This window comes from Streptosporangium vulgare (assembly GCF_042428775.1).
Classification (GTDB): Bacteria; Actinomycetota; Actinomycetes; order Streptosporangiales; family Streptosporangiaceae; genus Streptosporangium; species Streptosporangium vulgare.
In genome coordinates this window covers 184,023-199,272 of record NZ_JBHMBS010000012.1, presented here as the reverse complement: position 1 = coordinate 199,272, position 15,250 = coordinate 184,023, and the positions used below count along the sequence as shown (strand labels likewise).

Below are 15,250 nucleotides of genomic sequence, written 5' to 3'. Positions count from 1 at the left end.
GCCGTACCGGATTCTTCCGCCTTCACCGCGCTCCCGTGGCCGAAAGGAGGAACCGGTCCGGTGAACCCCTCCCGCGCGTTACTCTGGGCTTTTGCCCGGCCGGCGCGCACGCGGCGGGCCCGTCGGCGCCGCCTCCATGGCGGCGGTGGCCTTCGTCATGATCTGCCGCATCGTCTCGACCTCCTCGGGGGTGAGCCGGTCGATCAGGAAGGCGCGCACCACGGCCACGTGGCCGGGTGCGGTCCGCTCCAGGCAGCGCACGCCCTTCTCGGTGAGCACGGCCAGCACGCCCCGCTCGTCCGAGGGGCACGCCTCCCGCGTGACGAGCCCCATCCGCTCCAGCTGCCCGATCTGGTAGGTGAGGCCGCTCTTCGAAACGATCAACCGGTTGGCCAGCTCGGTCATCCGCACCCGTCCGCCGGGCTGCTGGGAGAGTTTCGCCAGGATCTCGTACTGGGCGTGGGTGAGACCCGAGTCTGCTTTCAGCTGTTCCTCGATACGGCGCTCCAGAAGGTGCGTCGCGGCCACATAGGCCATCCATGCGGCCATTTCGCTCTCGTTGAGCCATTTCGTATCGCTCACTCGCACATTGTACGGGTTGTTTAAATTCGAACGAACGGGTATGGTTTTTGTACAAATTCGAATGACAAGAGGAGTCATCATGCTTGACCAGGTACGGTTATACACCCTCTTGCTGGCACGGATCGCCCTCGGTGTGATCTTCCTGTTCCACGGCACTCAGAAGTTCCTGTCGGGAGTGGGCCAAACCGCCGCGTTCTTCGAATCCGCGGGAATTCCGCTCGCGTCCCTCGCCGCCCCCGCGGTCGCCACCGTGGAGGTCGTCGGCGGCGTCGCGCTCATCCTGGGGGCCGCCCTGCCCGTGTTCGGCGTCCTGCTCACGCTCGTCATGCTCGGTGCCCTCGCCTTCGTCCACCTCGGCAACGGCTTCTCGGTGGGAGAGGGCGGCTACGAGTACGTCCTCGCGCTCACCGCCGGCACCCTGGCCGTGGCCTTCAGCGGTGGCGGTGCCCTCGCCGTCGACACCCTCTGGCAGCGTCGCCGCCAGCCGGCCGTCGTCTAGCCGCCCGCCGGGATCGCGGAGGCCGGGCCCTTCCGAATTTCCGAAAGGCAGGACCCGGCCGACCGGAATTCACGATATCGAGCATTACGAGATTCCACCCCGGACAATGGGCATAGCTATTTTCGACAGCGCCCGAAGAGCTGGGGGCCGGTGTGCGTTGGTTACAAAAAGTCGGCAGGGATCTCAGGACCCGGCAGCATATCGACGCGTACGCTCTCACGGTCGTCGTCTTCGCCTTCGCGTTTCTCTCGATTTTCAGCGACACGCTGGACGAGAACCTCAGATGGGCCGTCCTGTTCTCCGGGCTCGGGTTGCTCCTCTACCGGCTCACCCTGCCCGAGGAGCCCCCCGAGCCGCACACCGGCCTGCTGCACGACCGTTCCGTGTACGACGTGGTGCCGCTGTCGTCGTTGCTCGCGCAGGCGCGTGACGTGCGCGTGTTCGCGCCGTCCGCGGTCAACCTGCTGTCGGCGCAGACCTGTGAGCTCATGCGCAACACCGTGCTCGCCCGGGAAAGAGGAAACGTCAGGATCGTCATTCTCGACCCCCTGGAGAAGGCGGCGGTGCGGCAGACCGCGAAGCAGCTGGACGATTCGATCGAGTTTCCCGTCCAGCGGCTCCCCGCCGCGCTGGAGGGCACGATGGAACGCCTCCGGCTGATGAGCGCCTGGAGAACGGCGGGCGACTTCGAATACCGCCTGCTTTCCTACAGCCCGGGATTCAGCCTCGTGCTCGTCGACCCGGAAACCCCCAGGGGCCGTGTCATCGTGGAGATCCACGGTTTTCACAACGCGTCGACCTCCTCGCGCATGCACCTGGAGCTGACCCGCGGTCGCGACGAGCGCTGGTTCACCTACTGGCTGAACCAGTTCGACCACATGTGGGAGGCGGCGCGGCGCGACGACGTCAGGCCGTCCTCCGCAGGAGCTCCTCCGCCTGCTTCCGCAGATGCGGCGGAAGCCCAGGAGTGACCGCGCCGAGCGCCCGGGAGGCGAGCCCCTCCGACGCCGCGGCCCCTCCCAGCAGGGCGTGGACGCGCGCGGCCCGCACCAGGACGGGACCGCTGTCGGACTCGTCGGCGAGCGCGTCGAGGATCTCCTGCCGGGCGGCGTCGAACCGCTGCTCCAGGGCGAGGGCGAGCGCCCTGGCGGCGATCGTGCCCGGCCGCTGGTGCCTGCGCACGAGGTCCAGGTCGCGCAGGGCCTCGGCGGCCTTCCCCAGGTCGGCCAGGATCTCGCCGCGCAGCGCGAGCGCCTCGGCGGGAGGCTCGTCCGCGAGCGCCACGGCTCCGTTGAGCAGGGCGAGGGCGGCGCGCGGCTGGCCCAGGTGCCACAGGGCCTGCCCGAGCGCCAGGTGCGCGGGCAGGTCGTTGGGAACCCAGGAGAGGGCGGCGCGCAGCCGCTCGACCGCCTTGTCGTGGTGTCCCTGCGACAGCCAGAGCCGTCCCTCCCCGGTCAGCGCGGAGGCCACCCCGTTGAACCGCTGGAGCGTCGCGAACATGCCGGCCGCCTCCTCGAACCGGCTCAGCGCGGTCTCCGCCTCGCCTTCCGCCGCCGCCACCTCGCCCAGGATCAGCAGGGCCTCGGCGCTCACCCAGGTCTCGCCGCTCCCCGAGGCGCGGACGGCCTCCTCCGCGAGCCCGCGGGCCGTCTCCCAGTTGTGCCTGGCCAGGGCGAGCCTCGCGTCGCCGAGGTAGGCCGCGGGGTGCCGCGACTGGCGCACCGAGCCGATGAGGCGGTCGTGCTGCAGCTCGTACCAGCGGATCCCGAGCCGGTGCTCGCCCCGCAGGATGTGGGAGTCCTCCAGTCCCTTGGCGACGGCGTTCGGCATGCCGGCCGTCTCGTGCAGGCCCTCGTAGACGGTGTTGCGCGTCCCGTGCTCGGTGACGAAGGTCCTGCGCAACCAGGAGCGGATCTCGCTCGACGTGACACCGGACTCGGCCGAGACGCGCGCGAGCATCCGGTCGCAGAAGCCGGTCAGGAACCGGTCGACGTTCACGTGCAGGTTCACGTGCTCCACGCTGATCTCCCGGAGGCCGGAGGGCAGCGACTCCCACAGCGCGGAGCAGACGACCTGCAGCTGGACCGGCTCCACCGTGTTCAGGGTCAGCGTGGTGGTCTGGCCCTCGTCGTTGGAGATCGGGACGGTGCGCAGGTCGTCGACGAGCCGTTCCGCGGCACCGGGGGCGAAGAACCGGCCGGTGCCCTCGAGTGGCCTCGTGGTGGCGTCGAGCGCCGCGGCGCGGGTGAGCGGCGGCAGCTGGAACCGGGCCCGCGAGCCCCGGCCCAGCGGGCGCTCGTGCGGCAGGACGGAGGCCAGATACTCCTCGCGCAGCGACAGCAGCAGGTGAAGGCCGTCGTGCTCCTCCACCGCCCTCGCCAGCTGGCGCAGAAGCCCGCGGCGCTCCTCCTCCCGGTCGAGCGGGCCGCCGAACAGCTCCTCCGCCTGGTCGACGGCGACGAGGACGGGCACGGGGTCGCCGTACCTGTCGAGGCGTTCGGGGCGTTCGGCGAGGAAGTCCGAGACCGTCATCCCGGCCAGCGCGGGCAGCGGCCGGTCCGGCGCCCAGGCCGACAGCAGCGCCAGCACGTAGGGGTTGCCGGTCACCTTCGGGCGCAGCGAGGTGATCCCGCGGGGCGACACGCGGGCGATGGGCAGGACGTCGGCGCGCTCGGGCTCGACGCGCGGCAGGACGCCCGCGTGGAGAAGGGAGGTCTTGCCGACCCCCGACGCCCCGAACAGCACGGTGAGGCCGGTGGCCTGCCAGATGGTGGCGATGTCGCGGGCCTCGCGCTCCCGCCCGAAGAACAGCGCGTGCTCGCTCCGGTCGTAGGGGCGCAGCCCCACGTACGGCCGGATGGTCCCGTCGCCGCCGCGAGTCGCGGTCGTCATGGCGTCCGTCCCATTCTCCGCCGGAGCTCCGAGCAGAACTCCGAGGCGGTCCCCAGGAAGATCGAGATGTTCCAGCGGTCGAGATAGTGGGTGATGTAGCGCCTGGCCTTGTCCCTGGCGGCCTCGGCGTCCCCGGCGCCGGCCGCCGACCCGTTGATCTCGGGCATGAGCTGCACGCTCACGTGCCGCCGCTTGTTGCTGCGGGGCGTGTTGCGCACCAGGCCGTGAAACAGCACCCGGAACGTCCAGTCCTGCAGGCTGTAGCCCACGAACAGCAGCGGCCGGGTGGTCATCGCACGCAGGATCGGGGTCGGCAGCGGATGCCGCCCGTCGGTCGCGACGGCGTCCACCATGTTGACAAGGTACGTCAGATAGTCGGACTCGGTGAGCACCAGCGACGAGGGCTCCGCCCAGCTGCCGTGGAGATGGTAGACGACGGGCCGCTCCACCGTCGGCTCCGGCAGGCGGGGGGCCGCGGCCGGGTCGGTGTCCCACCAGGGGGAGACGGCCACGTGGGGCTCCTTGCCCTCCGCCCGCAACGCCTCGGCCAGGAAGTCGTCGTAGTTCGTCGTGAGGAAGGTCGTCACCGGGAAACCGGCCAGCAGCCGGTGCGGCTCCCCGGGATCGCCCACCGGGGGCCGGCCGTGCGAGCGCAGGTGGCCGCAGACCGTCTCCTTGAGGTCGACCGGATCGCGCACCACGGCCTCGCCGTACTGCATCACGCGGGCCAGGTCGCCCGCGTCGGAGAACGGGTAGCCGTAGCGGAGGGCGTAGCGGTTGCTGAGGACGGTGCCGGTGGGAAGGGTGCCGGCGCAGGCTCCCGCTCCGAGGAAAGGGGCGCAGTCACCCCTGCCGAGCTGGTCGATCAGACGTTCCCAGTCGACATCGTCCATGGGCCACCCTGGTCGTCGGGAAACAGTCCCTTATAAGACTCTATTTCCCGTCATGACTGCGCGAAAGTCAAGATCTTTCATATGGACGATGTGAATCCGGCGGCCGGTCCCGCGCTATCGTCCTCGAGTATCCGCCTTAATGCGCGTTTAAGGTGGGGACTATCTATGTGATCGAGGTCGCTCAAACTCAGTCCGGTGACGTCGATGAGATTGCTCCCGATGGAATCGACCTCGTCTGCGACGACTTCCTCGCCCATGCGGACTCCCCTGCCCGTGGCCCGGTTCACGCGAGCCACTCGCGCCGCGCGCACCACTTACACCATCATCTTTCCACCTTCACCGAGCACTTCTAACCCAGGGTATCCGGTTATCTTGGCATCACAAAGATAGAAAATCATTCACGTCTTATCCTTCGTTTGGTATGTCGCCATGAGAGTCTGACTTCCCCGTACATGCACCCGCTCCGGCCGGGAGTCTAGGCTGGACGACAATCGGGCGAGTGGAGGCGGTCGCGTGACCATTTCAGGGCCTTCGGGAATTCCCCGGCCACCGGGACGCCAGCCCCGGATCTGGGGCAAGGTCCCGCAGCAGAACAAGAATTTCACCGGTCGCGAAGACCTTCTCGACAAGCTGCACACCGGGGTCACCTCCGAGGTCACCGCGGTGGTGCCGCACGCCCTCCACGGTTTCGGCGGCGTCGGCAAGACCCACGTCGCGATCGAGTACGCCCACCGCTTCCGGCACGAGTACGACCTCGTCTGGTGGATCCCCGCCGACCAGCCGATCCTGGTGCGCTCGTCGCTGGCCGCGCTCGCCCCGCATCTGGGCGTGGCGTCATCCGCCACGATGGGGGTGGAGGAGGCCTCCAGGGCCGTGCTCGACGCCCTGCGCCGCGGCGAGCCGTACTCCCGGTGGCTGCTCGTCTTCGACAACGCCGAACAGCCCGAGGACATCAACGAGATCGTCCCGCGCGGCCCGGGACACGTCCTGATCACCTCGCGCAACCACGCCTGGCAGGGCGTGGTCGACACCCTGCCCGTCGACGTCTTCACCCGGGCGGAGAGCATCGCGTTCCTCAGCAAGCGGGTGCCGAGGTCGACCACCCCCGACGACAGGAACCGGCTGGCCGAGCAGCTCGGCGACCTCCCGCTCGCGCTGGAGCAGGCGGGGGCCCTGCAGACGGAGACGGGGATGTCCGTCGGCCAGTACCTCCACCTGCTCGAAGAGCAGACCGTCCAGCTGCTCGACGCCAACAAGGCGTCCGACTACCCGCTGTCCATGACCGCGGCGTGGTCGCTGTCGGTGTCCCAGCTCAAGTCGAAGCTGCCAGAGGCCGTGAAGCTCCTGCGCTGCTGCGCCTTCTTCGGCCCCGACCCGATCCCCCGCGACGTCTTCGGGATCCTTCCCGAGGAGCTCGTGCCGGAGTCGCGTCTCGGCCCGCTCCTCGCCGACCCGATCCTGCTGAGCAAGGCGATCAGGGAGCTGGGACGTTACGCCCTCGTGCGGATCGACTCGGAGAACCGGACCATCCAGGTGCACCGGCTGATCCAGGCGCTCCTGCGTGACGAGCTGAGCGACGAGGAGCACGTGTCCTTCCGCAGGGAGGTCCATCTCCTGCTGGCGGCGGCGACGCCCGGCCTGCCCGACGACAACGGCTCCTGGCCGCGTTACGGGGAGCTGCTCAGCCACGTGAGGCCCTCCAAGGTGGAGGAGAGCCGAGACCCCCGCATCCGCCGGTTCGCCCTCGACGTCGTCCGCTACCTCTACTCGTCGGGTGGCTACCAGTCGGCCGTCGACCTCGTGGGGAGCTTCATCCGCAGGTGGCGGGAAGACAGCGGCCCCGACGACCAGAACGTGCTCTCCGCGCAGCGGCACCTCGGCATCGTCCTGCGGGAGTTCGGCGACTACCGGGCCTCCTTCGAGCTCAACCGCGACACCCTCGCACGCATGCGGGCGGTCCTCGGGCCCGACCACGAGGAGACCCTCCTCCTCGTCAACAGCCACGGCGCCGACATGAGGATGCGCGGCGACTTCGCGGCCGCGCTGGAGCACGACAGGGAGTCGCTGCGCCGGCACGAGGAGGTGTTCGGTCCCGACCACCGTCGGACGCTGCGCGCCATGAACAACCTCTCCGTCGACTACATGCTGCTCGGTGACTACCGGCAGGCGTTCGAGCTGCAGAAGGTGCTCTACACGAAGCAGCACTCCTCGGTCTCGAGGTCGAGTTCGCTGGTCATGCTGGCGTCGCGAAACGGTCTGGCCCGCATCGTCAGGCTCAGGGGCGACTACTCCGAGGCCTGTGACCTCGGCGAGGACGCCTACGAGTTCGGGGTGCAGGAGCTGGGGCCCGACCATCCGTGGACGCTGCGGGTGGCCAAGGACCTGTCCATCGCCAAACGCAGGGCGGGGCTCGTCGACGAGGCGTTCGAGATCGCCCAGCGGACGTACGAGCGCCAGGACCGCATCTTCGGCCGCGACCACCACGACACGCTCGCCGCGGCCCTGTGCCTGGCCAACGCCCAGCGCACCAGGGGAGAGATCGCCGCGGCGCTGGAGCTGCTCCGCGACACCGCGGCCCGCTACCCCCGGAGGTACGGCGACGAGCACCCCTTCACGTTCGGCTGCGACATGAACCTCGCGCTGCTCCTGCGGGTCAACGGGGAGATCGAGGAGGCGAACCGGCTCGACCTGAGATCCCTGGAGGGCTTCGACCGCACGCTCGGCCGCGAGCACCACTACTCGCTCACCTGCGCGATCAACCTCGCCAGCGACCTCGCCGCCAGGGGAGAGGTCCCGCGGGCCAGGGAGCTGGGCCAGGAGACCCTCGGCCAGCTGCGGGAACTCCTGGGGGTGGACCACCCCCTCACCCTGGCCGGCGCGAACAACCTGGTCATCGACCTGCGCGCGGAGGGCGCCGAGGAGGAGGCGGCGCTGCTGGAGGCCGACACCTTCGAGCGCTACCAGCGGGTGCTCGGCAACGACCATCCCGACACGAAGGTCGCCCTGCTGGGCGAGCGGCTCGACTTCGACTTCGATCCGCCCGCCCTGTGACCCGCGCCCCCGGGTGACTCGGGCGACCGGTGTGACCCGCGCTCCCGGGTGACCGGTGCGACCGGTGCGACCGGCGCGTTCCCGCGGAGACGCCGCGGCACCCGCGGCGCTCCGCGTCCCGATCGGTCACCAAGGGCGGTGGCCGTCGGGCCCTGGCCGATCGGCTCTCACGCGCCGGCCCGGTGGTCGTTTCCGGTCGAGGCGTCAGCCGTTGCGCTCCAGCCAGCGCGCGCGGTGCTCGTCCGCGCGCTCGCGGCCCAGCGCCCGCGCGCGGGCGGGCACGCTCTCCCGCGCCCAGTCGTCGAGGCGCCGCGCCATCCCGGCCGTGAAACTCTCACCGGCGGGGGTGAGCCGCCCGCCGCCGAGGAGGGTGCCGGTGACGAGGCGCGAGGCCTCGCGCCACCGGAAGAACTCCGCGCTCGCGCGCAGGGCGGCCTCCCCCGACTCCAGGGCGCGCTGGCGCCTCCAGAAACCCGTCACGCCCAGGAAGGCGTACGCCCCCTGAAGCAGCCCGGGGACGGGACGCGGGTCGTCGCGCCAGGGGGCGTAGTGGCGGGCCCCGTCGTCGGGAAGGGTGAGGGGGACGAGGTCGAGCAGCGCCGAGAGCTTCGCGTGCTGCGTCTCGTGCGTCAGCGTGACCGCGAGCGAGGACGCGTCCGGCGGCGTCGACAGGGCCACGCAGCCGAAGGTCTCCCGCGACGACGAGCTCGCCAGGCCCATGGGGGGCGCGACCAGCGGGGTGAGGACCGTGATCGCGGTGGACACCTCCTCGGCCACGGTCCGGTGGTGGCGCACCAGCATGTCCCAGGCCGTGCGCAGCGTCGACTGCCACCGCTCGATCTCGGCCCCGCCGAGCCGGCCGCCGAGGTTGGCCGTCTCCGGCATCCGGTAGGGGTCGAGGTCGTCGACGACCAGGCGGAGCGGCATGCCGCCCGCCTCGGCGGACAGCGAGCGCAGGCCCCGCCACCCCGGCGCGTCCAGGCGCGGGTCGCCGGGGACCCGGACGACCGTCCGGTCCGCGGTGACCTCGGCGCCCTCGGCGGCGCACTCGACCGTGGCCCAGGAGACGGTCGGCGACAGGATCGCCTGACCCAGCGACGGCAGCGTGACCACCCCGTCCACCGCGGGCACGTCGACGTCGCAGGCCGTGCGGGAATGGATCGCCGCCGCTGCGGCGAGCGCCGCGAGCTGTCCCGGCGCCGCGCGGGTGTCGCCCGCGCGGAGCATCCTGATCGTCCGGCGCGCCCAGGCGCCCACCGCCGAGTGCCGCAGCACGGTGTCGACGGCGCCGGGGTGACGGCGCTGGACGGTGGCGAGCAGGTCGTAGGCGCGGCGTGCGGCGGCCGCCTCCGCGTGGCCGGCCGTGCGGGCCGTCTCCACCACCCCGCGTACGAGAAGCACGTGCTTGCTGTACTGGGCGGCGGAGAGACGGCCGACCGCGGGGGCGCCCCCGCCGCCGCGGGCCAGTTCCGAGAACACCTTCACCGGGATCCGGTGCTCGCGCAGGTTCATCGCGCCCCCTTCGGTCGGGTGGTGGTTCTCCGCCGGGCGGCAGGACCTCGACGCCGTCGAGACCGCGGACGCGTCCGGCGATTCTCGCGGCCGTGGCGGGCCCGCCACGACTCGCGCTCCGGGCGGCTCCGCCGGACGGAGTCCGCCATTTCGTTGATATAGCGATATTCGCATGCGAGATCGTGTCCGCCGGAGATCCTCGCAACGAACCGGCGAAAAGGGGTGGTTCTCCGGCCGGTGGCGACGAGCCCCCCGGAGTCCGGGTTCGGCGGCCAATCGCACACCGTTGATCAGCCTCCACCTTGGCGCGGTGTTATGTGGGATACCCGAAAGCCTGCTACAGGGTAGATGGAGGGTGAACCCCCTGGCGGCGGAAGAACTCATCGCACTGTACGACTGTGACGCGCGACTGAAGCAAGCTTTACGAGTTTTAATCTTGACTAACGGCACAGAGTGGTGCGAGATGGGAATGGCGCAAGAGAGGCGTGCCGCATTTGTCAGAGAAGTCGGAACTAAAAATTCTGTCGGCCGAAAACGTGTTTCCGGCCACACTCGATGTGGCCGAACTGCTGGCTTCAGGATGGAGACCTTTCGCCTTCCGGCAGTTCATCCTGAAGATCCACAGCAGATGTGACCTCGCCTGCCGCCACTGCTACATCTACGAGATGGCGGACCAGTCCTGGAAGGCCCAGCCGCGGCGCATGTCCGAGGCGATCGTCCAGCGGACGGCACAGCGCATCGCGGAGCACGCCCTCGCCCACGAGCTGGCGGAGGTGGAGGTCATCCTCCACGGCGGAGAGCCGCTCCTGGCCGGTCCGGAACTCATCTCCCACGCCGTGCGCACGATCAGGGGGGCGGCCGCCGACGTCGGGACCCGCGTCCACGTCGGCGTGCAGACCAACGGGCTGCGCCTGGACGAGACCTACCTGCGGCTCTTCGACAGCCTGGAGATCCGGGTCGGGGTGAGCCTGGACGGCTACGAGGCGGCCCACGACCGGCACCGGCTCTTCGCCGGCGGGAAGGGGAGCCACGCCAAGGTCGCCGCCTCGCTGCGGAGGCTGACGGCCGGGCCCTTCCACCATCTCTTCAGCGGCCTCCTGTGCACGATCGACGTCCGCAACGACCCGCTGGCCACCTACGAGGCGCTCCTGGAGTTCGACCCGCCGGCGGTCGACTTCCTGCTGCCGCACGGCAACTGGCTCACCCCGCCGCCCTTCCGCGACCCCGGCTCGGACGCCACGCCGTACGCCGACTGGATGCTGCCGATCTTCGAGCGCTGGTACGGGGCCGCGGTCGAGGAGACCGAGATCAGGTTCTTCAACGAGATCGTCCGGCTGCTCACCGGCCGCGCCTCCCGTACCGAGGCGATCGGCCTCTCCCCGGCGCGGATGGTCGTCGTCGAGACGGACGGCAGCATCGAGCAGTCGGACATCCTCAAGTCCAGCTACCACGGCGCCCCCGCGACCCTGCTGCACGTCCTGCGCGACTCCTTCGACACCGTGCTCGGGCACCCGTCCATCGTGGCCCGGCAGATCGGCGAGCTCGCGCTGGCGCCCGTGTGCCGGACCTGCGACATCCGTTCCGTCTGCGGCGGCGGCCTCTACCCGCACCGCTACAGCGAGACCCGCGGATTCCTCGGCCCCTCGGTCTACTGCCCCGACCTCTACCGGCTCATCGATCACATTCGCGCGCGGCTCGTACGCGACGTCGCCCGGCTGAAGGGAAGCGGATGAGGCTCACCTCGCGTCCGGTGTCGGACGAGACGTTCTCCGCGCTCGCGAAGGGTGGGGGCGGGGCCGAGGCCATGGCCGAGCTGCGTGCGATGCAGGGGCTCAAGAACAGGCTCCTCATCCGCGCGCTCGTCCTGGAGGCGGAGGAGGCCGGCCACCCCCACGCCGCCCTCTCGGCGCGCGCCTACGAACTCCTGGCCGAGATGGAGGCCCACGGCAGGGAGCGGGTCGAGCGGGAGCTGTGCCACCCGGCCGTGGGCGCGTGGGCGCTGCGGACGTACCTCTCGCTCAGGGCCGGCACGGGGGCGAAGGACGATCCCGGCCGGCTCGCCGCCCTCGTCGTCGCGATCGCGGTCAGGGCCCGGATCGCCTGCCGGGTCCGCCTCGCCGTCGAGGAGGACACCGTCGTCCTGCCGGCCCTCGGCAGCCTCACCGTGCCGGCCGGTGCCCGCGGGGTGCTCGACGTCACCGTGCGGCCGGACGCGGACGGGGCCGAGCTCGACCTCGGCCGCTCGACGGTCCGCGTCGACCCGCTTCGCGACGGGACCGGCTGGCAGGTCCTGCGCCGGCTGCCGGTGGGGCCCGGCCTCAGCCTCGTCGTCGACGACGCGGACCCCTACCGGTGGCCCGCCGGGCACGTCACCGAGCCGAGGCTGAGCGAGGCGAGGCTGGAGCACTGGGCGTCGTGCCTGCGTGACGCGTGGAACGTCCTGACCGCCCGTCACTGGACCGTCGCCACGGAGCTCACCTCCGGCATCTCGGTGCTCACCCCCATCCACGCGCCGGCCTTCGGCCAGAACAGCGCCACCTCCCGCGAGACCTTCGGGACCGTCGCCCTGTCGGAGCCGCAGCACGGCCTGGGGATGGCCGCGACGTTCGCCCACGAGATCCAGCACGCGAAGCTGACGGCGCTGACCGACATGCTCGACCTGACCCGGCCCGAGGACGGGCGGCGGCACTACGCGCCGTGGAGGAGCGACCCCCGCCCCGTCAACGGGTTGCTGCAGGGAGCGTACGCCTACCTCGGGGTGGCGGGGTTCTGGAGACGCCAGCACGGCTGCGAACAGGGGGCCCGCGCCTTTCGCGGGCAGGTCGAGTTCGCGCGCTGGAGGGAGGCCGCGTACGGCGTCACCGGCACGCTCATGGCCAGCGGGGGCCTGAACGAGCGCGGTGAGGAGTTCGTGAAGGCGATGAGGGGCACGCTGGAGCGCTGGCTGGACGAGCCGGTGGACCTCGCGGTGGCGGCGCAGGCACGCCGCGAGGCCGACCAGCACCTCACCACCTGGAGGCGCAGGAACTCCTGAGCGGGAAGGCGCGGGTACGCCGCGAGGCCGACCGGCACCTCACGACCTGGAGGCGCGGGCACGCCGCGAGCTCACCACCTGGAGGCGCGGGAACTCCTGGGCGGGGAGCGGTCAGATCGGCGGGGGATCGAAGTCGCAGTCGATGCGACGGCCCTCACTGGCGTCCCGGGCGTCGGGATGGCCGATCTCCAGTGGCCGTTCGTAGCGCCGCATCGTGTCGGCGTACAGGATCTCGGCCTCCTTCTCCGCGCCCGCCGCCCGCAGGTCGAGGGCGAGGTTGCCGGCGCAGGCCAGGCTGAGGAAGTGGTTCTCGCCGAGAAGGCTCCGCAGCCTCCCGAGGGTGTCCTCGCCGAGCCTGCTGGCCTCGTCGCTCTCTCCCAGGGCCGCGAGGTCGCTCTGGAGGCTGACGGCGCAGCTCAGCGAGTAGTGGTGGTCGCGGCTGACCTTCGCGATCAGGCCCGCCCTGGCCTTCTCGTTCAGGGCGCGGGCCGTCGTGACGTCTCCGCGCAGGCGGTGCAGGATCGCCAGGTTGCCGACACAGGCGTTGGTGTAGGGGTGGTCGGGGCCGTACACCGCCGGATAGCGGGCGACGGCCTTCTCCGCGATCGCGAACGCCTCGTCGAGGTTCCCGGCCGCCCGCAGGGCGTTGGAGAGGTTGATCGCGGCCGCCATGGTGTCGGGGTGCCCGTCTCCGAACAGCCGCTGGAAGCGGGTGTGGGTGTCGTGCGCGAGCTCCAGGGCCTCGGAGAGCTCTCCGGCCCGGCGCTTCGCGATGGAGAGGTCCTTGGCGGCGAGCAGGGTGTAGTGGTGGTCGAGGGTCAGCTCCTGGACGCCGTAGGCGTAGGCCTCCTCGCCCAGGTCACAGGCCTCGGTGTAGTCGCCGCAGAGCCGCACGGCCCTGGCCAGGCTGTTCCACGACAGCAGCAGGGTGCCCTTGCTGACCCCGTCGGTCGCGTCGCTCTGCGCGAGATAGGTCTCCTGGTGCAGCCTGCGCGCCTCCGCGTAGTCACTGGTCAGCGCGTAGTCGAGGGCCAGGTTGTACGCCACGCGCAGCGCGGCGGCGGAGGCCGGGTCCGGGCCGTTCAGGTAGGTGACCTGCGACTCCTGGTCCAGCGTGCGCGCGGCGAGGAAGTCGCCCCGGGCGCGCAGCGAGGCCGCGTAGCCGTTGATCGTCGAGAGGGTCTCCGCGTGCTCGGGGCCGAGGATCTCCTTCATCTTGTCGAGGGTCTCGTGGTCGACCTCGTACGCCGTGGCGTACTGCCCGAGACCTCGCAGGATGTTGCCGAGGTGCCGGTGCGCGACGAGCACGTCCGGGTGGTCGGGGCCGCTGATCTCGGTCCATCTCCCGATGAAGCTCGTGATGAACGAGTGGGCCGACTGGTAGTTGCCCGACCGGTAGAGGTATCGGACCATTCGCATGGCGAACGACCTGGCCCGCGGGTCGGTGCACTCCTCCAGGCCGGAGGGGGCGACGTGGGCGACCAGCTCCTCGAAACCGCGCCACCTGTCGGTGTCGTCGGGGTCGTTCGGGGCGCTGCCGGCGAGCAGCACGTGGACCTCGTGCCGGATCTCCCGCTGGTCCTTCTCCGGCAGGTCGTCGCGCAGGAGCGCCTGGACCAGGCGGTGGACCTGGATGGTGCGGGTCGCCGGCTCGATCCTGGCCAGGGCGAACCGCCTGAGCTCGCTCAGCGCCGTGGCGAGCAGGATGGGGTCGGACAGGATCGCGCTCAGGCGGGGGACGACGGCCTTGTTGCCCTTGCGGAACACGTCGCGCGGGATCGGCTCTGGCCCGAAGAAGGCGCAGCACCGCAGGACCGTGATCGCCTCCGGGAGGCGGTCCTGCAGGAGCGACACCGACACCTTCCAGGCCGCGGTCATCGACAGCGGGTATCCCGGCGCCCGGTTCGCGCCCAGCAGCCGGCTCGCCTGCTCCTCCAGCTGCTCCAGGTATTCGTCGACCGACATGCCGGTCTCGTACTGCAGCGCGCCGGCCTGCTCCAGGGCGAGCGGGAGGTCGCCGAGCTGCTCGGCCAGCCGCGAGGCGTCCTCGTCGGGAACCTCCCTGCGCAGGCGCTTCTTCAGGAAGGCCACGCTCTCCTCGCGGGTGAAGACGTCGACCTGGAGGGTCTCGAAGTGGTCCTCCCACTTGGGGTTGCGCGAGGTGATCAGGACGTGGCCGGGCCCGCGCGGGATGAACTCCTCGACCTGCCCCGGCTCCTCGGCGTTGTCGAAGATCAACAGCCAGCGGCGGTAGGGGTCGCCGCTCTGCAGCGTCCTGCGCACGGCGTCGGCGGCCTCCTCGACGCCGGTGGCCGACACCGGCGGCAGGCCCAGGTGGGGGGCCATCGCGGCGAGGGCGGACGGCACCAGCACGCGCTGGTCGGCGGGGATCCACCAGACGAGGTCGTAGTGCGAGCGGTAGCGGTGGGCGTACTCGATGGCGAGGTGGGTCTTGCCGACGCCGCCCCATCCCTGCAGGGCCTGGGGCTGGGGGACCACGGCGGTGACCGTGCTGATGCCCTGGCGGAGCTTGAGGAGCAGGTCGTCGCGCCCCGTGAAGTTTCTGTTGCGGGGCGGCACTTTCTCCCAGATCTCGGGCTGCCGTTCGGGAACGGTGTGCGCGGCGTGTGAAAGCTCCACCACCTATGGCCTCCACCCTGTCCAATCCGAAGGATTCTGTCGCCATCCTAGAGCTTGATTCGAGAAGCCGGGCATAACAGAATCAAATAAATAGCGGGCGCATCTTGAATTTCACGGGTACGGCGGAACGTCGTCGCACCGTGTTTG

At 70.7% G+C, this 15,250-nt stretch carries 12 protein-coding genes; 6 read left to right on the top strand and 6 right to left on the bottom strand.

From position 1 onward, the window contains the following. Positions 1-78: 78 nt before the first annotated feature. Positions 79-582 carry a MarR family winged helix-turn-helix transcriptional regulator gene (locus ACFFRH_RS25180; RefSeq protein ID WP_386159946.1) on the bottom strand — a complete coding sequence of 168 codons (504 nt, stop codon included), beginning with the start codon at positions 580-582 and terminating at the stop codon, positions 79-81. A gap of 79 nt (positions 583-661) precedes the next feature. On the opposite strand from ACFFRH_RS25180, the gene ACFFRH_RS25175 reads away from it, so the two are divergent. Together ACFFRH_RS25175 and ACFFRH_RS25170 are read left to right on the top strand one after the other, a co-directional pair. Continuing rightward, a complete protein-coding gene (locus tag ACFFRH_RS25175; RefSeq protein ID WP_344742999.1) occupies positions 662-1,081 on the top strand; it encodes a DoxX family protein in 420 nt (139 codons plus the stop codon). A gap of 152 nt (positions 1,082-1,233) precedes the next feature. After that, positions 1,234-2,052 (top strand): hypothetical protein, encoded by an 819-nt coding sequence (locus ACFFRH_RS25170; RefSeq protein ID WP_344742998.1) that lies wholly within the window; start codon positions 1,234-1,236, stop codon positions 2,050-2,052. On the opposite strand, the gene ACFFRH_RS25165 is transcribed toward ACFFRH_RS25170, so the two are convergent. The 3 genes from ACFFRH_RS25165 to fxsA all read right to left on the bottom strand — a co-directional run bounded on the left by ACFFRH_RS25165 (position 1,988) and on the right by fxsA (position 5,123). Continuing rightward, the gene (locus ACFFRH_RS25165) at positions 1,988-3,973 is read right to left on the bottom strand and encodes an nSTAND1 domain-containing NTPase (RefSeq protein WP_344742997.1); all 1,986 of its coding nucleotides are present in this window, start codon (positions 3,971-3,973) and stop codon (positions 1,988-1,990) included. The genes ACFFRH_RS25170 and ACFFRH_RS25165 overlap by 65 nt on opposite strands. Continuing rightward, positions 3,970-4,866 carry an SIR2 family NAD-dependent protein deacylase gene (locus tag ACFFRH_RS25160; protein ID WP_386159943.1) on the bottom strand — a complete coding sequence of 299 codons (897 nt, stop codon included), beginning with the start codon at positions 4,864-4,866 and terminating at the stop codon, positions 3,970-3,972. Before ACFFRH_RS25160 ends, ACFFRH_RS25165 begins: the two co-directional genes overlap by 4 nt. Positions 4,867-4,943: 77 nt before the next feature. Then, positions 4,944-5,123 carry an FxSxx-COOH cyclophane-containing RiPP peptide gene (gene fxsA / locus ACFFRH_RS25155; RefSeq protein WP_344742995.1) on the bottom strand — a complete coding sequence of 60 codons (180 nt, stop codon included), beginning with the start codon at positions 5,121-5,123 and terminating at the stop codon, positions 4,944-4,946. Here fxsA and ACFFRH_RS25150 point away from each other — a divergent pair. Further along, positions 5,034-5,219, top strand: coding sequence for a hypothetical protein (locus tag ACFFRH_RS25150; protein WP_344743018.1), 186 nt, complete (start codon positions 5,034-5,036; stop codon positions 5,217-5,219). The two genes, fxsA and ACFFRH_RS25150, sit on opposite strands and share 90 nt — an antisense overlap. Before the next feature lie 160 nt (positions 5,220-5,379). Next, positions 5,380-7,917 (top strand): FxSxx-COOH system tetratricopeptide repeat protein, encoded by a 2,538-nt coding sequence (gene fxsT, locus ACFFRH_RS25145; RefSeq protein ID WP_344742993.1) that lies wholly within the window; start codon positions 5,380-5,382, stop codon positions 7,915-7,917. Positions 7,918-8,121: 204 nt separating this feature from the next. Here the strand turns inward: fxsT (ACFFRH_RS25145) and ACFFRH_RS25140 are convergent, their stop codons facing one another. Then, positions 8,122-9,429, bottom strand: a complete 1,308-nt coding sequence (locus ACFFRH_RS25140; protein ID WP_344742992.1) for an HEXXH motif domain-containing protein — start codon at positions 9,427-9,429, stop codon at positions 8,122-8,124. Between the two features lie 557 nt (positions 9,430-9,986). Between ACFFRH_RS25140 and ACFFRH_RS25135 the strand changes: the two genes are divergently transcribed. Both ACFFRH_RS25135 and ACFFRH_RS25130 read left to right on the top strand, forming a co-directional pair. After that, positions 9,987-11,162 (top strand): FxsB family cyclophane-forming radical SAM/SPASM peptide maturase, encoded by a 1,176-nt coding sequence (locus tag ACFFRH_RS25135; RefSeq protein ID WP_344742990.1) that lies wholly within the window; start codon positions 9,987-9,989, stop codon positions 11,160-11,162. Further along, a complete protein-coding gene (locus ACFFRH_RS25130) occupies positions 11,159-12,463 on the top strand; it encodes an HEXXH motif domain-containing protein (RefSeq protein WP_386159939.1) in 1,305 nt (434 codons plus the stop codon). The genes ACFFRH_RS25135 and ACFFRH_RS25130 overlap by 4 nt, the downstream gene beginning before the upstream one ends. A 111-nt stretch (positions 12,464-12,574) precedes the next feature. On the opposite strand, the gene fxsT (ACFFRH_RS25125) is transcribed toward ACFFRH_RS25130, so the two are convergent. Continuing rightward, positions 12,575-15,106 (bottom strand): FxSxx-COOH system tetratricopeptide repeat protein, encoded by a 2,532-nt coding sequence (gene fxsT / locus ACFFRH_RS25125; protein WP_386159937.1) that lies wholly within the window; start codon positions 15,104-15,106, stop codon positions 12,575-12,577. Positions 15,107-15,250: the final 144 nt, after the last annotated feature.